22 protein-coding genes are annotated in these 23,773 nt (G+C 58.3%); 19 read left to right on the top strand and 3 right to left on the bottom strand.

Translation table 11 applies throughout. The features are described from left to right. Nucleotides 1-125 precede the first annotated feature (125 nt). Nucleotides 126-791 carry a hypothetical protein gene (locus tag QRN50_RS23525; RefSeq protein WP_069704312.1) on the top strand — a complete coding sequence of 222 codons (666 nt, stop codon included), beginning with the start codon at nt 126-128 and terminating at the stop codon, nt 789-791. Between the two features lie 426 nt (nt 792-1,217). After that, a complete protein-coding gene (locus tag QRN50_RS23520; protein ID WP_024640083.1) occupies nt 1,218-1,742 on the top strand; it encodes a hypothetical protein in 525 nt (174 codons plus the stop codon). Nucleotides 1,743-1,805: 63 nt separating this feature from the next. On the opposite strand, the gene QRN50_RS23515 is transcribed toward QRN50_RS23520, so the two are convergent. Further along, the gene (locus tag QRN50_RS23515) at nt 1,806-3,749 is read right to left on the bottom strand and encodes an autotransporter outer membrane beta-barrel domain-containing protein (protein WP_192873923.1); all 1,944 of its coding nucleotides are present in this window, start codon (nt 3,747-3,749) and stop codon (nt 1,806-1,808) included. A 603-nt stretch (nt 3,750-4,352) separates the two neighbouring features. On the opposite strand from QRN50_RS23515, the gene QRN50_RS23510 reads away from it, so the two are divergent. The 3 genes from QRN50_RS23510 to QRN50_RS23500 all read left to right on the top strand — a co-directional run bounded on the left by QRN50_RS23510 (nt 4,353) and on the right by QRN50_RS23500 (nt 9,418). Next, complete coding sequence (locus tag QRN50_RS23510; RefSeq protein WP_011268419.1) at nt 4,353-6,182, top strand: hypothetical protein; 1,830 nt, start codon at nt 4,353-4,355, stop codon at nt 6,180-6,182. 50 nt (nt 6,183-6,232) lie between these two features. Continuing rightward, a complete protein-coding gene (locus QRN50_RS23505) occupies nt 6,233-8,866 on the top strand; it encodes an immunoglobulin-like domain-containing protein (protein ID WP_058823137.1) in 2,634 nt (877 codons plus the stop codon). A 93-nt stretch (nt 8,867-8,959) separates the two neighbouring features. Further along, complete coding sequence (locus QRN50_RS23500; protein ID WP_024640086.1) at nt 8,960-9,418, top strand: hypothetical protein; 459 nt, start codon at nt 8,960-8,962, stop codon at nt 9,416-9,418. A 1-nt stretch (nt 9,419) separates the two neighbouring features. On the opposite strand, the gene QRN50_RS23495 is transcribed toward QRN50_RS23500, so the two are convergent. Continuing rightward, the gene (locus QRN50_RS23495; RefSeq protein ID WP_032656962.1) at nt 9,420-10,109 is read right to left on the bottom strand and encodes an alpha/beta family hydrolase; all 690 of its coding nucleotides are present in this window, start codon (nt 10,107-10,109) and stop codon (nt 9,420-9,422) included. A gap of 669 nt (nt 10,110-10,778) precedes the next feature. Here QRN50_RS23495 and ccoN point away from each other — a divergent pair. The 12 genes from ccoN (at nt 10,779) to hemN (ending at nt 21,666) form a co-directional block, all read left to right on the top strand. Then, nucleotides 10,779-12,221: a cytochrome-c oxidase, cbb3-type subunit I gene (gene ccoN / locus QRN50_RS23490; RefSeq protein ID WP_011268422.1), complete on the top strand. Its 1,443-nt coding sequence runs from the start codon at nt 10,779-10,781 to the stop codon at nt 12,219-12,221. Next, nucleotides 12,221-12,829: a cytochrome-c oxidase, cbb3-type subunit II gene (gene ccoO, locus QRN50_RS23485; RefSeq protein ID WP_096127469.1), complete on the top strand. Its 609-nt coding sequence runs from the start codon at nt 12,221-12,223 to the stop codon at nt 12,827-12,829. Before ccoN ends, ccoO begins: the two co-directional genes overlap by 1 nt. A gap of 5 nt (nt 12,830-12,834) precedes the next feature. Then, entirely contained in the window at nt 12,835-13,026 is a 192-nt protein-coding gene (locus tag QRN50_RS23480) for a CcoQ/FixQ family Cbb3-type cytochrome c oxidase assembly chaperone (RefSeq protein WP_004408120.1), read from the top strand. After that, entirely contained in the window at nt 13,023-14,000 is a 978-nt protein-coding gene (gene ccoP, locus QRN50_RS23475) for a cytochrome-c oxidase, cbb3-type subunit III (RefSeq protein ID WP_024642994.1), read from the top strand. The genes QRN50_RS23480 and ccoP overlap by 4 nt, the downstream gene beginning before the upstream one ends. Before the next feature lie 125 nt (nt 14,001-14,125). Next, nucleotides 14,126-14,377 (top strand): type II toxin-antitoxin system prevent-host-death family antitoxin, encoded by a 252-nt coding sequence (locus QRN50_RS23470; RefSeq protein ID WP_003370228.1) that lies wholly within the window; start codon nt 14,126-14,128, stop codon nt 14,375-14,377. Beyond that, a complete protein-coding gene (locus tag QRN50_RS23465) occupies nt 14,377-14,829 on the top strand; it encodes a type II toxin-antitoxin system VapC family toxin (RefSeq protein WP_057457317.1) in 453 nt (150 codons plus the stop codon). Before QRN50_RS23470 ends, QRN50_RS23465 begins: the two co-directional genes overlap by 1 nt. A 64-nt stretch (nt 14,830-14,893) precedes the next feature. After that, the gene (ccoG, locus tag QRN50_RS23460; protein WP_096127468.1) at nt 14,894-16,306 is read left to right on the top strand and encodes a cytochrome c oxidase accessory protein CcoG; all 1,413 of its coding nucleotides are present in this window, start codon (nt 14,894-14,896) and stop codon (nt 16,304-16,306) included. A 10-nt stretch (nt 16,307-16,316) separates the two neighbouring features. Further along, nucleotides 16,317-16,853: a FixH family protein gene (locus tag QRN50_RS23455; protein WP_024660951.1), complete on the top strand. Its 537-nt coding sequence runs from the start codon at nt 16,317-16,319 to the stop codon at nt 16,851-16,853. A gap of 2 nt (nt 16,854-16,855) precedes the next feature. After that, on the top strand, nt 16,856-19,330 hold the full coding sequence (locus tag QRN50_RS23450; protein WP_054092382.1) for a heavy metal translocating P-type ATPase: 2,475 nt from the start codon (nt 16,856-16,858) through the stop codon (nt 19,328-19,330). Then, nucleotides 19,309-19,512 (top strand): cbb3-type cytochrome oxidase assembly protein CcoS, encoded by a 204-nt coding sequence (gene ccoS / locus QRN50_RS23445; protein ID WP_004408106.1) that lies wholly within the window; start codon nt 19,309-19,311, stop codon nt 19,510-19,512. Before QRN50_RS23450 ends, ccoS begins: the two co-directional genes overlap by 22 nt. Then, nucleotides 19,505-20,188, top strand: a complete 684-nt coding sequence (locus QRN50_RS23440) for a sulfite exporter TauE/SafE family protein (RefSeq protein WP_004408104.1) — start codon at nt 19,505-19,507, stop codon at nt 20,186-20,188. Before ccoS ends, QRN50_RS23440 begins: the two co-directional genes overlap by 8 nt. A 95-nt stretch (nt 20,189-20,283) precedes the next feature. Continuing rightward, on the top strand, nt 20,284-21,666 hold the full coding sequence (gene hemN, locus QRN50_RS23435; RefSeq protein WP_096127467.1) for an oxygen-independent coproporphyrinogen III oxidase: 1,383 nt from the start codon (nt 20,284-20,286) through the stop codon (nt 21,664-21,666). Nucleotides 21,667-21,680: 14 nt separating this feature from the next. Here hemN and QRN50_RS23430 read toward each other — a convergent pair whose 3' ends face one another. Beyond that, the gene (locus QRN50_RS23430) at nt 21,681-22,148 is read right to left on the bottom strand and encodes a chemotaxis protein (protein WP_024640094.1); all 468 of its coding nucleotides are present in this window, start codon (nt 22,146-22,148) and stop codon (nt 21,681-21,683) included. A gap of 152 nt (nt 22,149-22,300) precedes the next feature. On the opposite strand from QRN50_RS23430, the gene fnr reads away from it, so the two are divergent. Continuing rightward, nucleotides 22,301-23,035, top strand: a complete 735-nt coding sequence (fnr, locus tag QRN50_RS23425; RefSeq protein WP_004408100.1) for a fumarate/nitrate reduction transcriptional regulator Fnr — start codon at nt 22,301-22,303, stop codon at nt 23,033-23,035. A 61-nt stretch (nt 23,036-23,096) separates the two neighbouring features. Further along, nucleotides 23,097-23,645 (top strand): adenine phosphoribosyltransferase, encoded by a 549-nt coding sequence (locus QRN50_RS23420; RefSeq protein WP_003412368.1) that lies wholly within the window; start codon nt 23,097-23,099, stop codon nt 23,643-23,645. The last annotated feature ends 128 nt before the right edge of the window (nt 23,646-23,773 follow it).

Below are 23,773 nucleotides of genomic sequence, written 5' to 3'. Positions count from 1 at the left end.
TCCGATTAGTTGAAATTCAGGTGATGCGGTAGTTATCTATTACCCCTGCAACCACCGACTATCACCCGAGTAAGAACTTTAGAGCTACGCCATGTGGCGTTTGGCTTTTTAATTGGAGAGAAAAAATGAAAGATTTCACCCAGTACTATAAATTTTCCGCACCACGTGTTCCAGCAGCCAGCCATATTGATGGAATGATGCCAGTTGACAGCCTGAACCGGCCGGTAGGCGTTGAGGTTGTTCTTTGGAGCGAGATGCGTCCGGGCTATGACATCCAACTGAACCTGGACGGTCATTTGGTAGGGGAACGAAAAATCCTGACTCACGATAACAAGCCTGGCGAAGTAGTTCACTTGGAGCTGGACAAAAAGTACTTGAGAGAAGAGCGTTCATACACCTTGCGCTGTATGGCCACGAACAATATCAACCAAACTGTAATGGATTCACCGTCTACCTCCTTGATTATCGACCGCACCGCCCCAGGCGCAGCACTGCTTGCGCCTATCATCTTCCATCAGGTCAATTTCGGCGAAGCGCTGAAAGGCATGCTCCCCGGCTACGCCGACATGCAGGCCGGCGATTGCATCCAGACCTTCTGCAATAACAGAGAAGGCCCAGTTCATGTGGTGGAGCCTGAAAACCTTGCCACCGTTCCCATGCAGATCGTTTTCAGCAAAGCATTCCTGCTTGGTCTGGACAGCCAACACGCTACCATCAACTATCAGGTCATCGACCGTGCGGGCAACGTTTCACTGCTCTCGCACTCTGTGACCCTGTCAATGCAGTTTTAAGCACAGCAGCCTACATTTCTGCCCATAACCTTGACGGCCTCGTACGCTAACGCGTGCGAGACCCTAATGATAAAGTTGAGTGAATATTCCTACGCAGGAGTGGGAATTTAGTCAAAACTTACTTTTTTACCTTTTGTAAGACTTATCTGTAGTTAATGTCCTACAGGTATTTCACGCATAAAAACCCCTGGAAAAACACCCACATCAAGCCACACCCTTTATTTACAGCATCTCCGGCACTAACGAGCGATAATTCACTACGAACATGATACCAAATGTAACTGCACAACCTCACACAACCCTGGCTTGGCTTTGACATCCGCAGACGCTTGACCTGAACACTTATGTGCCTTGTAATATTTCCGTTGCCGACAACTGCCGGCACGCACATAACAACTCAACTTAATGTCAATAAAAGAGTTTACGATGGATAAAGAACAATCCACGGATGTAGCGGCGCGCACCCAAAAAGAACAAAACAATCCCGACAGCGCGAGCACTGTTCAAGAAGCCCCACCCCACCAGAGCCTCTACCGACACGCGAGCCCCCTCCATCTTCCATCCGATATTTCCGACACGCTGAAAGCACCTGTGCTGCCTGACATCGATCCTGATTCCATCAGTCACGAACAGGCACATGCGGGCATTACCATTCATATCCCAGGGTCAGTCAAAATGTGCTGGGGTGACGAAATCCGTTTTTATTGGGGAAAAAACCTGTCATCGACCACGCTTTTCCATCGGGTGGGCGAAAACAGCGTGATACGTGTGCTGTGTATTTCCTACACTTTCACGCCCTATGTTCAGTACGGTCTGGTTGACCTGTATTACGAGCTTTATCGTGATCATCGACGGATCGGCACATCGCCAGTGCTGCGGGTAAACGTCAACTACGCGGTGCCTGTCACCTCCCGACAGAGACAACGCAAACGCAGGTTTACCGATCAATAACTGAAAAGCCCCCGGTGATCACTACCGGGGGCTCTGGTGTTGCTCAGGCACTGGCCTCAAGAATCAGAATGCCAGGCGCAGCCCCACATTCGCTCCCCAGGGTTGCTCGATATGCCGACCTTTCATGTAATCGAAGTCCGCGTGCAGTTTCAGACGCTCGGACAGCGACACCGATACCCCGGCTCCCAGTTCGCCGCGCGAACCGAACAGGCTGTTATCGAATTTCACATCGTTGGCTTTCACCTCGTTGCGGCGCGAAAACTCCTGTGCAATGGCGACACGTACATAAGGCTGCAATACTCCGCCATCCTTGAGCGCAACACTGCGGCCCAGCGAGGTGCCCACCTTGCCCAATACCGATTGGGTCTGGTCGTTCTTCGCTTTCATGCCGTTGTCCAGGCGCAGCTCCTGTCCCTGAACGACGACACTGGACAACTGAGCGAACGGTTCGAGAAAGTAATCGTCCGCCAGTTTGATGTGGCGGCCGAACTCGACCCAGCCCCCTACCCCGTTGTTGGTGTAGTCACCCTTGGCCTTGCTTGCATCGCTCATGGCAACATCTGCCTTGTTGCGAAAGCGGTTGAGTTTGAGCACGCCGTCAACGTAGTAGCCATCGTCCGACAGCCAGGTGGCATAGGCGCCTGCATAGTAGCTGTCGACTTTACCCGTGGTGCCACGGCTCAAATCGATATCGGAGGTGCTGTACCCTCCCAGCACACCCACCACCAGCTGGCCATTGCTGACCTCGACGGGCGCATCGGCACCCAGCGACAGGCCACTTTGTTTCTGCCGGTAGTCGACACCGTCACTGGTCGTGGCATTCAGCCTGTTGCCATAGGCACGCATCCAGCCGCCCGCCCTGCCGCTTGCACGAACCTCACCCATGCGCGAACGCAAGGTAGAGAGCTCACTCATCCAGATCGCAGGTGCCGCGCTGTAAAGGGCAAGCGCGCTCTGGGTCGAAGGGCTTATGACCTTGTCTTTACCGACGATGAACCAGTCATTGCCCTGCTGCTCCAGCAAATACGAATAGGCCCCCAGGTCAACCCGCCCGCCCAGCAGGCTGAATTGCGCGTCGCCACCTTCGGTATGCACCACCTTGAGCGGTGCCATGTCGGCAGACACAACCTCCTCCCCCGTGTTGCGCACGCGCAAGCCGAACTGCCCACTGGCCTGGCCGTTGACGTCAATGAGGTCTCCGACGCCGTTGTCCAGATCCACGCGCAAGCCGAACGTGCCACCCCCTGACAACTCATTCAGCGAAAGGGTATGAAACCCTTCGCCAGCAAACGAAACCCTGCCCCCGTGCAGGGAAAGCGACCTGACGGCATTGTCGCCCTGCATCTGCCAGTGACTGCCCGAGGTAATCGCCAGACGGTTGCCATTGACGATGTCGCCGTTCAATTGCGCGCCGTTTTGCAGCGTGATGTTCAGGGTGCTGGTGTCATCGGCGACAAGGTTGCCATTGAGGGTACTGTTGTCGACGTTGAAGTTGGCGGTGCTCTGGTTCAGAACCTCAAGAAGCATGCCATTGCCGGACAGCAGGAGGGTGTTGTTCTTGATCTCAATATCCGCAAGGTGGCTTATACCCTCACGCCCTTCCACCCTTATGGCGGCTCCTGTCAGCCCTTCGACGGTAGAGTTGTCGATGCTCAGTTGACCGTAATTGAACTGCGTTCCATCACCCACTGTGAGGCGTGGATGAGTGAACCATACCCCGTGAGACAAGCCTTTTATGTAGCTTCGGGAAGTGATGTCAGCGCGAGCGCCAAAAATGCCAACGCCCCAGCCAGTGTGTCTACCAACTTCACCCTGCAGCGAGCCGACCTGTGTATTGCTGATCAGGGCGAAGGCGTCCTCGGCAACGGTGATGCCGCCCCCTTTTCCCTCAACGACACTGTGTTCAAGTGTCATGTTCGAGTTGCCCTGCACCACGAGCGCTATCGTGCTATCGCTGAGGATGGTGGAGTCTTTAACTGAAACTCGAGCGTCGCCGTCAGACAACATTCCATCCTTGACCAGGGTATTGCCCGTTAATTCGGTCCTTCCGCCATAAGAAGAGATACGTTTGATCGCAGCCCCATCGGAATGAAGGTATCCAGTACCGTATACAGAGTAATTATGAAATGCGCTGGCCGCATCCACATACTCTGTCCGGTCGCTGACAATCTCCCTAAGCGGAGAGTCAGCCATCACGTGAGTCGATGCGAGGCACGCAATAGCGCCCAGCCCTGCCCTGTAAAGCCCACACTTCCCAATAAAACACTCAGCCACAATAAGAAACCCTCAACATTCATAGGAGTTTTATTGTGGCTGCAACGCTAGCGGATACAATTAATTTCCACTAACAAACAAGTAATCCAATTCCGAAATTTTAGTAGTACCTTTCCCACAAAACATTAAGCTCACCGGATTGGACAGCTAGCCTACCCCAATAAAAATATTTACCTAAAGAGCATTGACAGCTGCTCAAAAAGTCTATTACTTAAAAATCCAGATGAAGCCAAGAACTTCTCTCTGACGGCCAAGCGCCCTTGGAATTATCGTTATCGACTGACGGCGTCAGGACACTCCTGCTCGTCAATAAAAATCAAATAGAGGAATTTCGACATGCGTCAAAAAAACAATTTTTACACACGCAGCCCCAATCAAGAACTGACGCTCATACCACCGTTTGTTCCTGTCGCCGATGAAGCGGACGGACTTATAAAAACTGCCGACCTTGTCAATGACATCATCGTCGAATTTCCGGTCTGGGAAGGTGCCAGGCTTCAAGACTCTTACCAGTTGCAATTGAATGGCGATAAAGTTGGTTTAGCAGGTCAACTGGTACCTCTTCCACCGGTCGGAACGTTACTACGCTTGACCATCCCCGTCGACACCGAACTGAAAGACGATGGCGCGTACAAACTTGACTACTTGACGATCGGTTATCCCAGTGGTACCGAGCAATCGTCCCAAATCAAAACGATTATTGTCGACCGCACCGCTCCGGGCGCCCATCAACTGGGTTATATGGATTTTCCAGCCGGGGCCAAAGATGGTCTGACACTTGAAGAGCTTCAGTCCATGGGCGGTGTATTGACCGGTAGCATTTTCGGGTATTCGGGACTGAATCGCGGCGACGTTATCAAAACCTATTGGGGAAACGTGCCCGGTCCAGAGCTTGAACTGAACGGCCTGGAAGATGAAAGTCAAGCGATCGAAATCCTGTTTACCCAAGAGTTTCTTACTGCTCTCGGCAGCCCTGCAGGCGCAACCTATTACACGGTGACAGACCGGGCCGGAAACACGTCTGCCGAGTCTCAGAAGATTACCATCCCTCTGTTTCTGACCGACGTGACACCAGGACTGCCTGCTCCGGTTATCGATAATAACGACGGCGTGATTGATTACGCAGAGGCCATGGCCAGCGTCGAAGTGAAAATTCCTTTCTCGTCTTTTTTGATGGAAGGCGATCAGATTCTCCTGCACTGGGGTTCTGAAGAGTTAGGGCCTGCTTCTATTGCCGTGGAAGACCTGGACGAGCCTTTCATTCTGTTTTTTGATGTTCCGTACCTGATCATTGAACAGGCTCAGAATGGTCTGCGCGATATCAAGTATGACGTCATTAGAAATGGACAGGTTACCGGTACTTCAGACCCTCTTGAGGTGCTTGTCAACATCGAGCTGCCCGTGCCCGGCGTTCTCGACAAACCGACGATCAAAGGTAGCAGCAGCACGCCCAGCAACGAAGACAACTTTATTGATGAGAACGACTTTGAACTTGACGCCACCGTCTTGATTAACTGGAACCCTCTCTTTAAGGCCAATCAGATCTTGACGGTCTTTTGGGGCGGCCAAGAAGTATTGGAACAACCCTACACGCTCACCAACAGCGACGTCGTCGCCGGCCGTACGCTGTTGCTCACTGCACTGAACAGTAAGTTCACCGCCGTGGGCACAGGTAACGACATCAGAGTTTATTACACCGTCAAAACCGAGGGTAATCCCAATCTCTCCACGTCATCAGAGCAGGGCTTGATCGTGCGTTCAAAAAATGAATTACCGGGTGGCCCGGACGGACCAGAAGCGCCGCAATTTATGTCGCTGTCTGCCAACGGCACGCTCACTTTTGAAAACAGTGCGCAAGGCGCCCCCATTTTTATCCAACCCTATTTAAATATGGCCCCAGGACACGTCATTGTCTTCACCTATGAAGCCTACAACGAACTGGTGGGCGATGATAAAAAATTCGAATGGTCAGTCACGTCACCGGCCCTCACTCAGGAAGAAGTCCAGAACGGCGTTAATATTCTGGTGCCCCGCACTGTATTGAACCAGCACTGTTACGGGCATGCCGAGATCAGCTTCCAGGTAAGAAGCAGTATGGGCCAAGGTAACTCGAAACGCGCCAGCGCCTACGTCGATATGCGTGTCGGTGGACTCTGCAGAATTTGACCTCGCCTGAACTTCGCCATTTATCTTTAAACAAGAAAAAGAGAACATCCATGAACTCACTACAGACTTCACCTGCACTGCCTGTTCCACTGCCCTTGAGCTATAACCCTCAAGGCATTGGCGATGTTGACGTAGCAGACCCCGCCAAGCCGATAGAAATACTGATCGGCCCTATCAACCTCAAGCCAAAAGATCGGATCGACCTGTTCTGGGGCACACACAATGAGGTTATTGATACCTACACACACTCTTCAGACTCACCGAACACCAATGGCTTTTTTTCATTGTATGTGGATACCCGCTGGGTCCAGTCAGGCCTTACTGATGTCAACTATCTCTATACACCGTTCCCCTCCAATATCCAGGAACATTCGCCTGTTAACAAAATAGTCGTCAAACTGGAAATCCCCGGTGGTCGGGATCCCGACCCAGCCACACCCTACGAAAATGAAAAGCTCGACATCCCGACCGTCAACCCGTCTGGCGTGATCACCTCACCTGAGGGGGTAAGCGTTACCCTCGACGCTTACGAAAATATGGCTGCAGGGGATTCGATTTTCATCTATTGGCACGGCATCAGAGTCGAACACCCTCCTCTGACAGCAGACCAGCTTGGTAAACCGGTCACTGTGAGTATCGACAAGCAGATTATTATCGAAGCAGGGGACTCGGAAAATATTGTTGTCCGGTACGATGTCAGGGATATCGTCAATAACTGGTCACGCTTCTCTTTCCCAGCCTATGTTGCAGTCGAGGCTGGCAACTCCAGCCTGCAGGCCCCTATCGCCCCACAGGCGCCCAACATGGAGCTTGATCTCGATAAGCTGGCCGGCGCAGATGTTCAAGCGCTCGTGCTGTCACATGCCAGTATCGCCACTGGTGACATCATAAACTTCGTGATGGAGCGTAACACTGCAGAAGGCATTCAGCTGGAGTCCTTCACCGCATCAAAAGTGGTTCAGATACCTGGCAGCTTCGTGGAGTTTCTCATCCCCAATGAACAGTTCCATCCCATCGCACAGGGCCGGGCACGTTTGAAATACACAGTGATCAAAGGCACTGGCGAGGCATTGCGTTCAAAGAGTCTGACTCTCGCAGTACTCGGTCAACCGCAGCAACTGTCATTGCCACATGTCCAAGGCGTCACCAATGGAATTCTGAACCCTGATAGTCACAATGTGATCACTCAGGTGCCGCCTTATTACTTTATGGCGGACGGCCACGACATCAATCTGGTATGGATTGGCAAGGCTGCCAACGGTGAGACGGTCATGCATCAGGAGGTTAAAAACCTGAATGCTGATGATATCGGCAAGGGCATCGAGTATTTGATCCCGGATGAAAAGGTGAGTGCATTGGCAGGCGGTTCACTTGAGGTTTACTACACCGTAACCACCTACGCGAGAGCGTTCTTCAAATCGCCCATACTACGGTTGCTCGTGGACGTGGATAACAGCAGTCCGCTGGAAGCTCCTGCCGTAGACAAGCTGAGTGCGGACGGCATTCTCGACCCGGCCGATATACCACTCGAAGCCATTGTTCGCGTGTTGCCTTATCGCGCAATGGCTGAGGGAGACAAAGTCACCATTCACTGGGAAGGCGGTGATGCAGGGGGCACCTACAGCACATACACCGTTATCAATACAGGAACCGTCAACAGGGAAACCGTATTCCGCATTCCCAAACGGTACATCGATGCCAATCTAAACGGGCAGGTACAGGTCTGGTATACGGCGCAACATGGAGACAGAATTGCTGAATCGCAGAGATTGGCAATTACTATCCGTGAGATGGTGGCACTGCCCCTCCCCACCCCCACCCTAAAAGAAGCCACCGGCACCACGCTCGACCCGGCCAACGCTTCATCCGGCGCAACCGTGGTGATCGACGCCACCGCCAATCTGCAAGCCGGCGACCAGGTGATCGCACAGTGGCAAGGGCCCAACGGCAATGACACCCGGGAAAAGACCCTGACCGACGCAGACGCGGGCAAGACGCTGGAGGTAGTGTTTGCTGCGGCGCTGGTGACGGCAAACGCCGGGCAGACGGTGGCGATTTCCTATGTCGTCAATCGCGTCAACGGTCTGGTGCAGGTATCCGGCACGCTGGCCCTGCAGATTCTGGCGGCGCAGCCCGCGCTGGTGCTGGACACTTCGCCGGTCACGCTGGCTGGCAAGGTGTATCTGCTTCCGGGCTCGCCGGACCTGCTGCCGAACTTCCCGGCCGACACCACCGTTCAGCGTCAGGCCAGTGGCGGACAGGCCCCCTATCAGTACACCTCGAGCGACCCGCTGGTCGCGAAAGTGGACAGCAACGGCCTGACCTCGGTTCGAGGCAAAGGCACGGCCATCATTACTGCGACCGATGCGCTGGGCGCGAGCAAGCAGTACACGGTCACCGTCACCGGCGTCATCCATTGCATCGGCCTGGGCAGCGGCAGCTTTTCTCAGATCAGCAAAAACGCGGGCAACAACGGCGCGAGGATTCCAACCATTCACGAGCTGGTGGATATCCACGCCCTGTATGGCAATCGCTGGCCGATGGGCAACGGCAACTATTGGTCGTCGACTGTCTCAAGCGCCGGCATCGGCGGATGGAACTGGTATTACGTGAAAAACATGGTCACTGGCGGCAACTTCAAACTGAAGAGCCACAACTCCAGCCTTGGCGTAGGCATCAGATGATCGATTGCTGAAACCCGTTGATCATCCGGCAGGGCGTTGCGCTAAAGGTGTAACGCCCTGTCGCCGTTTTCAGGAGCTTCTCAGGTTCAGTCCATGCATCGTCCGCCTCCCTCACCCCAGCGTTGCGTTCACACTGCTGTCCATGAAGGCCGTTTTGCCGCCAGCATCAACACGCAGCCCTTCAAGACCTCCTCTCTGACAGGCAGACTGACCCTGCGATCGGAACTGGAACGGGCCCCTGCTCAATGGATATGGCAGGTTATCGCCGACGGCAAGGTGGGCAACAGGCGAGCCACCCTCGGCTTGTTTCTGGATCGCGATCTTGAGCCCGGCGACCACGACCTGATCGATCATGAGCAGATCAAGGTGATCTACAACGAAACGCTGCACCGGAAGAACACCGTCTACCACTCGGCGCATTTCCAGGGCGGCCGGCTGGTTCTGCTTGAAGGCAGTCCCTGCACACTGCGGATAAGAGGCTTATTCAGTTTCAATATGTCATCAATCAACCTGGATGTGACCGACGGCGCTTTCGACCTGTATTGCCGGTGACTCAGGTGCGCAGGAACCCGGCAATCTCTCTCGCGGATTCAGCCAGGCATTGCTCATGGCTGATGCCCGCGACCTTCAATGGTTTGAGGTCATGATTGGCAGTAGGCAACCAGTGCAGCCGGATGGCACTCGACAATGCATAGCCCTCCACCGCTTCGCGATTACCCAGCGCGTCGCGTTCGCCCTGCACGATCAGCGTGGGTGTCTTCAGTTCGGCCAGATGAGCCACGCGTGGTTTTTCAGGCTTGCCCACGGCGTAGAACGGATACCCCAGACACACCAGCGCATCGACCTCAAGCTCATCGGCGATCAGGCTGGCCATCCGCCCGCCCATCGATTTGCCGCCGACCGCCAGACGTCCGGAGATGTGAGCACGCGCGCAGGCGAACACTTCTCTCCAGCATTCCAGCAGTTGCGCCTGTGGATTGGGTGGACGCTTGCTGCCGCCCTGACGCCGCTGCGCCATATAGGGAAACTCGAAGCGCAGGACGCTGATACCTTGCGCCGCCAGATCAGCCGCCATGCGGTTCATGAAGTCGCTGTCCATCGGTGCGCCTGCACCGTGCGCCAGCAGCAAAGTCGGCGCTTCCAGCGCATCCGCAGGCCGAGCGGGCGTCCATAGCCAGCCTCTGTCACTGATCAGGTGCAGCCATTGATTCGTAGCGATAACAGGCTTCAAGCCGTTGCTCATGGTTGCCTCATTCAGGTGAGTCGCCGAGTGGCCCGCTACTATAGCGGCGAACAGGGTTGCGAATCCTGCACGAATCGCGAGCGCGAGGCGCATCGGCATGCCTCGTCCCGTCGGACAGCCACCATTCAGGTCTGCCCGAGTACTCTGTCAAGGTGCAAAAGGTAAAGTACCGAGGCGATGAGCGCCCCAAACCTGACACCCCGGGCGGTTTCATTGACGGCACTGGCCTCGCACAACTGCAACAACACCGCTGAGTCGGTCACCAGAGTCATATGCCTGCTCAGGCCAATTTGCGGGGCAATGACAGGTGTCACTGCCGACTGAATAGACGTGACGGTCTTTGCGCGAGTCCTGATCAACTCTTCTGTACGCGAAGGTCGCCACCGCTGTGTTCCAGTCCAGCGGCGATGCGTGAACTCCGCACCCTGCAACGGGGTGCGGAATACCCACTCACATATAGCGCTGCCCTCTGCGCCTTGCTACGACTTCCCACACCCCTGTTTCAAAGCTAAACTCGCGAAACGCGTCTGCCGCAACCCTTTGACACTCTTTGATGTGCCTGTCTGTTCCTGCCCCTGCCTTTTCGGTGTGCTTCGATGCCATTTCCAGCGCTGCATCGCCCTGGCCCGATTACGTCTGCGGTAACCCTCTGAATCGTGGAAGTCTGCAATGAGCACAACAATCAGTCCGACAACCTACAACTACACCGTGGTGCGTCAGTTTGCCATCATGACCGTGGTCTGGGGTGTGGTCGGCATGAGCCTGGGCGTGTTCATTGCTTCGCAGCTGGTCTGGCCAGGGCTGAACCTGGAACTTGAATGGACCACCTTCGGGCGCCTGCGCCCGCTGCACACCAATCTGGTGATCTTCGCTTTCGGCGGCTGCGCGCTGTTCGCCACCTCCTATTACGTAGTGCAACGCACTTGCCAGACGCGGCTGATTTCCGATGGTCTGGCGGCCTTCACCTTCTGGGGCTGGCAGGCCGTGATCGTCGGCGCCATCGTCACGCTGCCGATGGGCTACACCACCACCAAGGAATATGCCGAGCTCGAATGGCCGGTGGCGATTCTGCTGGCCATTGTCTGGGCCGCCTACGCTGCGGTGTTTTTCGGCACCATCGTCAAACGCCGGACCCGGCATATCTATGTCGCCAACTGGTTCTACGGCGCGTTCATCGTGGTGACCGGCATGCTGCACATCGTCAACCATATCTCGTTGCCGGTCAGCCTGTTCAAATCCTATTCGGCGTATGCCGGCGCCACCGACGCCATGATCCAGTGGTGGTACGGACACAATGCCGTCGGTTTTTTCCTGACCACCGGTTTTCTCGGCATGATGTATTACTTCGTGCCCAAGCAGGCCGAGCGCCCGGTCTACTCCTATCGTTTGTCCATCGTGCACTTCTGGGCATTGATCACCCTGTATATCTGGGCCGGTCCGCACCATCTGCACTACACCGCCCTGCCAGACTGGGCGCAGTCGCTGGGCATGGTGATGTCGATCATTCTGCTGGTGCCCAGCTGGGGCGGGATGATCAACGGCATGATGACGCTGTCAGGCGCGTGGCATAAGTTGCGGACCGATTCGGTACTGCGCTTTCTGGTGGTCTCGCTGGCGTTCTATGGCATGTCGACCTTCGAAGGTCCGATGATGGCAATCAAGACCGTCAACTCGCTTTCGCACTACACGGACTGGACCATCGGCCATGTCCACGCCGGGGCACTGGGCTGGGTCGCGATGATTACCATCGGGTCGGTCTACCACATGATTCCGAAACTCTATGCCCGCCCGCATATGTATAGCGTCAGCCTGATCAACACGCACTTCTGGCTCGCGACCGTCGGCACCGTGCTGTACATCACCTCGATGTGGGTCAATGGCATCACCCAGGGCCTGATGTGGCGCGCAGTGAACGACGACGGCACGCTGACCTACTCCTTCATCGAAACCATGCAGGCCAGCCACCTGGGCTATATCGTGCGGGCCATCGGCGGCGCGATTTTCACCAGCGGCATGTTGCTGATGGCCTACAACGTGGTGCGTACGATACGTGCCTCGGACCCGCAGGCAGCCGAATCAGCCACCCGTATCGCCGTCGCGGGAGCGCATTGATGAAGCATGATGCGCTGGAAAAAAACATCGGCCTGCTGGCCTTCTTCATGGTGATTGCCGTGAGCATCGGCGGGCTGACGCAGATCGTCCCGCTGTTCTTTCAGGACGTCACCAACCAGCCTGTCGAGGGCATGAAGCCGCGCAGCGCGCTTGAGGTGGAAGGCCGTGATGTGTTCATCGCCAACGGCTGCGTCGGTTGCCACTCGCAGATGATCCGCCCGTTGCGCGCCGAAACCGAGCGCTACGGGCATTACTCGGTGGCAGGCGAAAGTGTCTGGGACCACCCCTTCCTGTGGGGCTCCAAACGCACCGGGCCGGACCTGGCAAGGATCGGCGGTCGCTACTCGGACGAGTGGCACCTGGTACACCTGAACAACCCGCGCGACCTGGTCCCGACCTCGATCATGCCGGCCTACCCGTTTCTGGCCGAGAAGACCATCGACAGCACGCAGACTGCGAAAAAGCTGCAGGTGCTGCGCACCCTCGGCACCCCGTACACCGACGCGGATATCACCGGTGCAGCGGCTGCGGTGCAGGGCAAGACCGAAATGGACGCGCTGGTGGCCTATCTGCAAGGCCTTGGCACGCTCATCAAGAGCAAACGGTGATCATGATGGACATCGGAATGATTCGAGGCCTTGGCACACTGGTCGTGATGGTGGCGTTCATCGGCCTGATGCTGTGGGTGTTCAGCCCTGCCCGCAAGGCAGACTTCGACGACGCGACCCTGCTGCCTTTCGCGGATGACCCCGAGGCCATCGGCAAGGTCGAAACTGCCAGGGCTGAACGGGAAGGCCGGTCATGAGTACGTTCTGGAGCCTGTACATCGCGGTCCTGACCCTGGGCACCATCATCGCCATGCTCTGGCTGCTGCTGTCCACACGCAAAGGTCAGCCCGACGAACCGACAGATGAAACCGTCGGCCATACGTTCGACGGTATCGAGGAATACGACAACCCGCTGCCCAGATGGTGGTTCTATCTGTTCCTGGCGACCATCGTCTTTGCACTGGGCTATCTGCTCCTGTACCCGGGGCTGGGCAACTGGCAGGGGTTGCTGCCCGGTTATGAATACCGGGACCAGGACAGCAAGACGCAATTCTCCGACGGCCAGCAAGGCTGGACCAGTGTCCATGAATGGGAGCGGGAAGTCGCAAACGCCGAGGCCCGTTATGGGCCGCTGTTTGCCAGGTACGCGGCCATGCCCGTCGAGGAAGTGGCCAAAGACCCGCAGGCGTTGAAAATCGGTGCACGTCTGTTCGCGTCCAACTGCTCGGTCTGCCACGGCTCTGACGCGAAAGGCGCCTATGGCTTTCCCAACCTGACCGATGCCGACTGGCGCTGGGGCGGCGATGCCCAGTCGATCAAGACCTCCATTCTTGCAGGCCGTATGGGCGTGATGCCAGCCCTGGGCGGCGTGCTCGGCGAACAGGGTGTTCGCGATGTGGCGGCCTACGTGCTGACGCAGCTGGACGCGCGCGCACTACCGGAGGATGCCAAGGCTGACCCGGTGGCCGGACAGAAGACCTTCACCAGCCTGTGCGTGGCCTGTCATGGTCCAGAGGGCAAGGGAATGCCGATTCTCGGCGCACCGGATCTGACCCACCCCAACGCGTTTATCTACGGTTCCAGCTACGCTCAGTTGCAGCAGACCATACGTGATGGCCGCCAGGGCCAGATGCCTGCTCAGCAAGCACTGCAAGGCAATGACCGGGTTCACATTCTGGCTGCCTATGTTTACAGCCTGTCCCGCCAAGAGCAGCCTGCTGAATCCAGATGACAGGGCTCCGCTCAGTCCATGGTTGTTGCAGTCTGAAACAACAAATTCGTTGTAGTTACATCTCTACATGACTAGACTCGTTCACGACCACAATACGCTGTCTACTCATTCCGGAAGTCGCGCACATGCCCACTACCCTCTCCAGCCGTGAATTCAATCAGGACACCAGCGGGGCCAAGAAGGCGGCTAATGAAGGCCCGGTGTTCATTACCGACCGAGGACGTCCGGCCCATGTGCTGCTTTGCATCGAGGATTACCTGAAGCTGACCGGCAGTGCGGCAAGCATCGCCGACATGCTGATAATGCCCACTGACATCGATATCGAGTTCGAGCCTCAGCGCGCCGTGATCACGCCCCGACAGGTTGATCTGTCCTGATGTTCCTGCTCGACACCAACGTGGTTTCAGAGCTCAGAAAGCGCACTGCAGACGCCAATGTGCTGCGCTGGTCGCGAACACAAATGGCCTCCAGCCTGTTCATCTCGTCCATCACGATTCTTGAACTCGAAACAGGTATCCTGCGCATCGAACGCCGCGACCCGACACAAGGCGCAGTATTGCGAATGTGGCTCGACCAGCATGTATTGAAGGCGTTCGCCGGGCGTATCCTGACCGTCGACACTCAGGTCGCTAGGCGCTGCGCTCAACTGCACGTTCCCGACTCGCGCAGCGAATGCGATGCGTTGATCGCTGCCACTGCGCTGGTGCATGGCATGACCGTGGTCACACGCAACACAATGGACTTTCAGTCGTGCGGGGTCGCGCTGCTCAATCCCTGGGTCAGCCAGTTGAATGAAGAAGCGGCCGTTTATTCACGTGCAGCACGTTGAACGCGGATGTGAACCTGCCTGACCGGTATCGGCCGGGGTCAGGCTACCGCCACTGGACTCATCGATGACCAAGCAGATTCCAGTACACGACATCACCCCGGCATCCGAAACAGGCGGCGAATTCACCGACCTCTATGCTTCGCGCGAGAAGATCCAGACCCGCGCGTTCAAAGGCCTGTTTCGAAACGTGCGGATGCTCGGCGGCGCCCTGTTGCTGCTCATCTTTTTCGGCACGGTCTGGCTGAATCGCAGCGGGCATCAGGCGGTCTGGTGGAACCTGCCGGAACGCAAGTTCTACATCTTCGGTGCAACGTTCTGGCCGCAGGATTTCATCCTCTTGTCCGGCATTCTGATCGTTGCAGCGTTCGGGCTGTTCTTCATCACCGTCTACGCCGGACGGGTCTGGTGTGGCTATACCTGCCCGCAGAGTGCCTGGACCTGGATCTTCATGTGGTGCGAGAAAGTGACTGAAGGCGACCGCAACCAGCGCATCAGGCTCGACCACGCCTCGATGAGTGCCGGCAAACTGCTGCGCAAGTTCGCCAAACACAGCCTGTGGCTGCTGATCGGGTTTGCCACCGGCATGACCTTCGTGGGTTATTTTTCGCCCATCCGCGCGCTGTGCGTGGATCTGTTCACGGGCCAGGCGGATGGCTGGGCCTATTTCTGGGTCGGTTTCTTTACCTTGGCCACTTACCTGAATGCGGGCTGGCTGCGCGAGCAGGTATGCATCTACATGTGCCCCTATGCGCGGTTCCAGAGCGTGATGTTCGACAAGGACACGCTGATCATCTCCTACGACCAGAATCGTGGCGAAGCCCGAGGTCCGCGCAAGAAGGAGGCCGATCCTCAGGCACTGGGGCTGGGTGACTGCATCGACTGCACGATGTGCGTGCAGGTCTGCCCGACCGGCATCGACATTCGTGACGGCCTGCAGGTGGAGTGCATCAGCTGCGCGGCGTGCGTCGATGCCTGCGATACGGTCATGGACAAGATGGATTACCCTCGCGGCCTGATTCGCTACACCACCGAACACAACCTGTCCGGGCAACGCACCCGCACCCTGCGCCCGCGTCTGATCGGTTATGCGCTGGTCCTGCTGCTGATGATTGCGCTGTTGACCGCGGCGTTCTGCATGCGCACGCTGGTGGGTCTGGAGGTCAGCAAGGACCGCATGCTGTTCCGGGAAAACGCCGAAGGCCGGATCGAGAACGTCTACAGCCTGAAAGTGATGAACAAGGATCAGGTGGACCACGCCTATGTGTTGCAGGCCAGCGGCCTGCCCGACCTGAAACTGCAGGGCCGTCGGAAAATCAGCGTACCGGCGGGTGAAATCGTCAGCCTGCCGGTGGAGCTGTCCAGTGCGCCGGAAAAACTGCCGTCGCACAGCAACGAGGTCACCTTTACCCTCAAGGATATCGACAGCGATGCACAGGTCGAGACCCAAAGCCGCTTCCTTGGCCCACCTATTCGTTAAGAGCCCCGTCATGCCCGCTGCGACTGCTGCAAGCCCCTGGTACCGGCACCTCTGGCCATGGATCATCATCGCCATCCTCACCGGCTCGGTGACCTTGAGCCTGTCGATGGTGTTCATCGCCGTGACCCACCCGGACCCGCTGGTTACCGACAACTATTACGAGGCCGGCAAAGGCATCAATCGCTCGTTGAATCGCGAAGTGCTCGCCCAGACCCTCAAACTGCATGCGCGTCTGCACATGGATGAGCTGACCGGTGAAGTCGGGCTGCGCCTGAGCGGCAACAGCAACCCGGAGCGTCTGGAACTCAACCTCATTTCGCCCACCCGCCCTGACAGTGATCGCCGGGTGTTCCTGAGCCGCAGCCCCTCCGAACCGGGCCGTTACATCGGTCAGTTGCAGGACAAGGTCAATGGTCGGCGTTTTGTGGAACTGCTGGGTGTCGAAGGCGAGCAGACCTGGCGCCTGTTCGAGGAAGAACAGATTGGCACTGACGACGTGACCCTCGGTGACGAACCACTGCAAGCCGCGCAACGCCGGAAAGACTGAACGTGGCCAGGCCCTCCTCTCCCGCGCCGCTGCACTGCTACCACTGCGGTTTGCCGGTCCCGGCGGGCAGCCATTTCAACGCTGTAGTGCTCGGTGCATCCCGACGGCTGTGCTGCCCCGGTTGTCAGGCAGTGACCGAAGCCATCGTTGCGAGCGGTCTGGACAACTATTACCGCCATCGCAGTGAAACCTCGGCCAACCCGGAAAGCCTGCCCAGCCAATTGCTTGATGAACTGGCGCTCTACGACCGCCCCGACGTACAGGCGCCATTCGTGCGCCACGACGGCGACCTCTCAGAGGCCACGCTGCTTGTCGAAGGCATCAGTTGCGCGGCCTGCGGCTGGCTGATCGAGCAACGCCTGGGGCGGCTGCCTGCGGTGGCCGAAGCGCGTATGAACCTGTCCACTCATCGCCTGTTGGTGCGCTGGAACGCCGACCAGCTTGCCCTCAGCCAATTGCTCAACGAACTGCACGCGATTGGCTATGTCGCCCATCCATGGCAGGCCGATCGCGCTGCCGAACGCCTGGCGAGTGATAATCGCCTGGCGTTGCGACAACTGGGGGTCGCCGGCCTGCTGTGGTTTCAGGCCATGATGGCAACCATGGCCACCTGGCCGGAGTTCAATATCGACCTCAGCCCGCAGATGCACACCATCCTGCGCTGGGTGGCGCTGTTTCTGACCACGCCGATCGTCTTCTACAGTTGCGCACCGTTCTTTCGCGGTGCCTTGCGCGACCTGCGCAGCCGCCACCTGACAATGGATGTGTCGGTGTCGCTGGCAATAGGCGCGGCCTACGCCGCAGGGATCTGGACCGCTGTCACCGGCGCTGGCGAACTGTATGTCGATGCCGTCGGCATGTTTGCACTGTTCCTGCTGGCCGGCCGCTACCTGGAGCGCCGGGCCCGCGAGCGCACGGCGGCGGCCACCGCCCAACTGGTCAACGTGCTGCCCGCCTCATGCCTGCGCCTCAGCGATGACGGCCAGAGCCAGCGCATCATGCTCAGCGAGCTGCACCTGGCTGACCGGGTGCTGGTGCAGCCCGGTGCAGTGATACCGGCTGATGGCAAAATCCTCGAAGGCCGCTCCAGTGTCGACGAGTCGCTGTTGACCGGCGAATACCTGCCACAAATGCGCAGTGTAGGCGATGCGGTCACCGCAGGAACGTTGAATGTCGAAAGCCCGCTGACCATCGGCGTGACGGCGCTGGGTCACGAAACCCGCCTTTCGGCCATTGTCCGACTGCTCGAACGTGCTCAGGCAGAAAAACCCCGACTCGCGCAGATCGCCGACCGGGCGGCACAGACCTTTCTGCTGTTATCGCTGATCGCAGCTGCGCTGATCGGGGTGATCTGGTGGCAGCTGGACGCATCGCGCGCGGTCTGGATCGTGCTGGCCATGCTCGTCGCCACCTGCCCTTGCGCACTGTCGCTGGCGACGCCGACCGCCTTGACTGCGGCGACCGGCACTCTGCACAGACTCGGCCTGCTGCTGACCCGAGGTCACGTGCTCGAAGGCCTCAACCAGATCGACACGGTCATCTTCGACAAGACCGGCACCCTGACCGAAGGACGCCTGACGCTGCGCAGCATTCACCCATTGCGCGAGCTGGACGCCAATCGCTGCCTGGAGCTGGCGGCCGCCCTGGAAAACCGCTCCGAGCACCCCATCGCCCGCGCTTTCGGTCGAGCGCCGAGAGCTGCCGAGGAGGTGCTCAGCACACCGGGGCTGGGTCTGCAAGGTCGTGTTGACGGGCATCTGCTGCGCATCGGCGAGGCGGCTTTCGTCTGTGCGCTGAGCGGCGCTGAAACGCCCTTGCCAGCTGAAAGATCCGGCCAATGGCTGTTGCTGGGCGATGCGCAGGGCCCACTCGCATGGCTGGTGCTGGACGACCGGCTGCGCGAGGATGCAGCCATCCTGTTACACGCATGCCGGGCGCGAGGCTGGAAAACGCTGCTGTTGTCCGGTGACAGCTCGCCGATGGTTGGCAGTATCGGGCAGGCGCTGGGCATCGACGATGCGCGTGGCGGCATGCGCCCGGACGATAAGCTGGAGGTGCTGCGCCAGCTTCAGGCTCAGGGGCGCAAAGTGCTGATGATCGGTGACGGGGTGAACGACGTACCGGTCATGGCAGCAGCCGACATCAGCGTGGCGATGGGCTCGGCCACCGACCTCGCCAAAACCAGCGCTGACGCCGTGCTGCTGTGCAACCGCTTGCCGGTGCTGATCGACGCCCTGAATCTGGCCCGCCGCACGCGTAGCGTCATTATCGAAAACCTGCTCTGGGCCGGTCTGTACAATGGCCTCATGCTGCCCTTCGCGGCGCTGGGCTGGATCACTCCGGTGTGGGCGGCGATCGGCATGTCGCTCAGTTCGCTGACTGTGGTGCTCAACGCCTTGCGCCTGACCCGCCTGTCGCGTCGTGCGCCTGTCTCCCCATCTGCCCCGGAGGTTTCATGCCCGCGCTTTACATCATGATCCCTGCCGCTCTGCTGCTGGTGGGCGTGGCGATCTACGTGTTCTTCTGGGCAGTGGACAGCGGCCAGTACGACGACATGGAAGGTCCGGCACACAGCATATTGTTCGATGACACGCCGCCTGTGGAACATGTCCCGCCTGAGCCTCCCCAGTCGGGCGCGGACGAGAAACGCGATGTTTGAACTTGCTTCGATGCTGTTCTCGGCATTCATTCTCGGGCTGCTGGGCGGTGGTCACTGCCTGGGTATGTGTGGCGGCCTGATGGGTGCCCTGACGCTGGCCATCCCCAAAGAACAGCGCAGCCGCCGGTTTCGTCTGCTGCTGGCCTACAACCTGGGGCGCATTCTCAGCTACGGCGTTGCCGGCGTGTGTTCCGGACTGGTCGGCTGGGCGGTCGCGCAAAGTCCGCTGGCGACAGGCCTGCGCATCGTCGCCGCCGTGTTGCTGATCATGATGGGGTTGTACCTGGCCGGCTGGTGGAGCGGACTGACCTATATAGAACGCCTTGGCCGAGGCCTGTGGCGTTATTTGCAACCCCTGGCCAGTCGCCTGTTGCCGGTGTCCAGTGTGCCGCGCGCCTTGTTGCTCGGCGCCCTGTGGGGCTGGCTGCCCTGCGGGCTGGTCTACAGCGCCCTGCTGTGGGCCGCCAGCCAGGGCAATCCTCTCGACAGCGCGCTGCTGATGCTGGCCTTCGGGCTGGGCACCTGGCCCGTGCTGCTGGCCACCGGCCTGGCTGCCGAACGCACCACGGCCTTGCTGCGCAAACGTGGTGTGCGCATGGCGGGAGGGCTGCTGGTGATAGTCTTCGGTATCTGGACCTTGCCAGGCCCGCATCAACATTGGCTGATGGGGCATTGAGGCCGGTAACTCTTGCCATTTGATCCACATCAACGCCGCCCCTCGGCCTCCTGCGTATGCTCGCGACATCGCCAGCCGGACCGGGAAACGCGCGCATGCTTGACGCCATTCGTTGGGATTCAGACCTGATCCATCGCTACGATGTGGCAGGACCGCGCTACACGTCCTATCCGACAGCGGTGCAGTTTCATACCCAAGTGGGTGCCTTCGAGCTGCTGCACGCGCTACGCGAAAGCCGCAAGGCGTCACGTCCGTTGTCGCTCTACGTGCATCTGCCCTTCTGCGCGAATATTTGCTACTACTGCGCCTGCAACAAAGTCGTCACCAAGGATCGCGGACGCGCTCAGGCCTACCTGCAACGGCTCGAGCACGAGATACAAATGCTCGCCTGTCACCTGGCGCCCGGTCAGGTGGTGGAGCAACTGCACCTGGGCGGCGGTACGCCGACCTTTCTCAGCCATGCTGAACTGCGCCGCTTGATGGCGCAGTTGCGCTTGCATTTCAATCTGCTGGAAGACGACTCCGGCGACTATGGCATCGAGATCGATCCTCGCGAAGCGGACTGGTCGACGATGGGGCTGCTGCGCGAGCTGGGTTTCAACCGGGTCAGCCTGGGCGTTCAGGACCTCGACCCGACGGTGCAGCGGGCGATCAACCGCATGCAGAGCCTGGAAGAGACCCGCGCGATTGTTGAAGCAGCGCGCACGCTGCAATTTCGTTCGGTGAATATTGATCTGATCTACGGTCTGCCCGCGCAAAACCCGCAGACCTTCAGCCACACCGTGGACAAGGTCATCGATCTGCAGCCTGATCGGCTGTCGGTGTTCAACTATGCGCATCTGCCCGAGCGCTTCATGCCGCAGCGGCGCATCGACGCGGCGGATCTGCCGGATGCAGCGAGCAAACTGCTGATGCTGCAGCGCACCGTCGAACAATTGGGCAACGCCGGCTATCGCTACATCGGCATGGACCATTTCGCCCTGCCCGACGACGAGCTGGCCACCGCCCAGGAAGACCTGACCCTGCAGCGCAACTTTCAGGGCTATACCACGCATGGCCACTGCGATCTGATCGGGCTGGGGGTTTCGGCCATCAGCCAGGTCGGCGAGCTGTACAGCCAGAACAGCAGCGACCTGAGCGAATATTCAAGGCTGCTGGACAGCGATCAGCCCGCAACCAAACGCGGCCTGCTCTGCAACGATGACGACCGCATCAGGCGCGCGATCATTCAGCAGTTGATCTGCCACTTCACACTGGAGTTCGGCGAGATCGAAAAGACTTTCCGCATCGATTTCAGGGACTATTTCCGCGATGCGTGGCCGCAACTGCTTGGCATGGCCAGCGACGGGCTGATTACGCTGAGCGAGACGGGCATTGAAGTCAGACCGGCGGGCCGACTGCTGGTGCGCGCTGTGTGCATGGTCTTCGATGCCTACCTGACCCGGCAGAACAGACAGCAGTTCTCTCGGGTGATATGACCCGTTGCCAAGTGCTACATTTTGGCCAGAACCAGCATGCCCGCCTTGGTCTTGTCGCCGTCACTGGAGCCCAGGCTGTTCATGAGCGACGACAGATCGGCCGTGGAATTGCTCACCTGCGCCTGCAACGTGCTGAGCACGGTCTGTAGCGCCGCCGCCTTGGTCCTGCGCTCCTCGGGGCTCAGGCTGGGGTCATTCAGGGCCTTCTGGATCTGCTCCATGGTCTCCTCGATCCTGCGCTGAAGTTCGCGAATCGCCTTGAGGATCTTCTGCACGGAAGCCGGCAGGCCGCTCTGCTCGATATCAGCGTTTCTGGAAGACGATGACGCAGCCGCCTTGCCTTCTGCCGACAAATTGACCTGTACGCCCTTTGTCTCGCTCGCCGACGTCTCGGCAGTGCTTTGCCCGGCGCTACTGTAGGTGGTCTGCGAGGTCGCAGTGCGGATCGTAATGCTGTTGATCAACGGGAGTGTCGTTGACATGACGAGGCATCCTGGCTTGGCTGAAGGAATACGGGGTTATCGGCAGGCAACCTGAAACCTTGACGACGCCGACAGGTTTGCAGGCTGGCCCCGACAAGCCTGGGTGAGTTACCCTTACGGCTTATGTGTGATTTCCCACAAGGAATTAAGTGATGTCCGAGCCAGTCAAGTTGCGCGCTCAAACCCAGGCTCACTGCAAGGATTGCAGTCTCGCGCCGTTGTGCCTGCCCCTTTCGTTAAATACCGAAGACATGGACTGCCTTGACCAGATCGTCAAACGCGGCCGGCCACTGAAGAAAGGCGAGTTTCTGTTTCGCCAGGGTGACACCTTCGAGTCGGTCTACGCGGTGCGTTCCGGGGCGTTGAAAACCTTCAATATCAGTGACAGCGGTGAAGAACAGCTCACCGGCTTTCACCTGCCCAGCGAACTGGTAGGCATGTCCGGCATGGACGCCGAGGCTTACCCGGTCTCGGCGCAGGCACTGGAAACCACATCGGTCTGCGAAATCCCTTTCGAGCGCCTGGACGAGCTGTCCGTAAGACTGCCGCAACTGCGTCGGCAGTTGATGCGCGTCATGAGCCGTGAGATCCGTGACGATCAGCAAATGATGTTGCTGCTGTCGAAAAAGACCGCCGATGAGCGTATCGCCACGTTTCTGATCAATCTGTCTGCACGCTTTCGCGCCAGAGGCTTTTCGGCCAATCAGTTCCGCCTGAGCATGTCGCGCAATGAAATCGGTAATCACCTGGGTCTGGCAGTCGAGACGGTGTCCCGTGTATTTACCCGATTCCAGCAAAATCAGCTGATTTCTGCCGAGGGCAAAGAGATACACATCCTCGACCCCATCGAGCTGTGTGCGCTGGCTGGCGGGTCGATGCAAAGCTGAAACGTGCGATCTTTGGCGGGTCGGCTTAAACTGTCGGCCAAAACTGCCATGGAACCCCCTGATGACTTTCGATCAATCGAACTTCAAATCCCTCATCCGCCCGGTCGTGGACTTCCCCAAGCCGGGTGTGGTCTTCCGTGATATCACGCCGCTCTTCCAGTCGCCCAAGGCCACCCGTCAGGTGATTGACAGCTTCGTGCAGCGCTACATCGATGCCGAATTCAGCCACATCGGCGTGATGGACGCGCGGGGTTTTCTGATCGGTTCGGTGGTCGCGTATCAGCTGAACAAGCCGCTGGTGCTGTTTCGCAAACAAGGCAAGCTGCCCGCCGATGTACTGTCCGAGGCGTATCAGACCGAATACGGCGAAGCGTATCTGGAAGTGCATGCCGACAGTCTGTGCGAAGGCGACTCGGTCGTCATGTTCGATGACCTCATCGCGACGGGAGGCACGCTGATTGCCGCCGCCAACCTGATCCGCCGTATGGGTGCCGAAGTGTACGAGGCCGCTGCGATTATCGACCTGCCGGAACTGGGCGGCTCCAAGCGTCTTAACGACCTGAAGATCCCGACGTTCTGCCTGACCGAGTTTGCGCTGGACGAGCAGTAACGGCACAGGCACGAGAGTTACAGGTTCCAAACGGTCCAGCGCTCACGGCTATCGTAAATGCGCTTTTTTATCGCGATGGCACTGACGACGCAGAGTGCGACGTAAGTGACGGCTGAGTCCTGGCGCTG

It is taken from the genome of Pseudomonas sp. MEJ108, assembly GCF_030208985.1.
Lineage (GTDB): Bacteria > Pseudomonadota > Gammaproteobacteria > Pseudomonadales > Pseudomonadaceae > Aquipseudomonas > Aquipseudomonas fragariae.
This window is presented reverse-complemented; position numbering and strand designations above follow the sequence as displayed.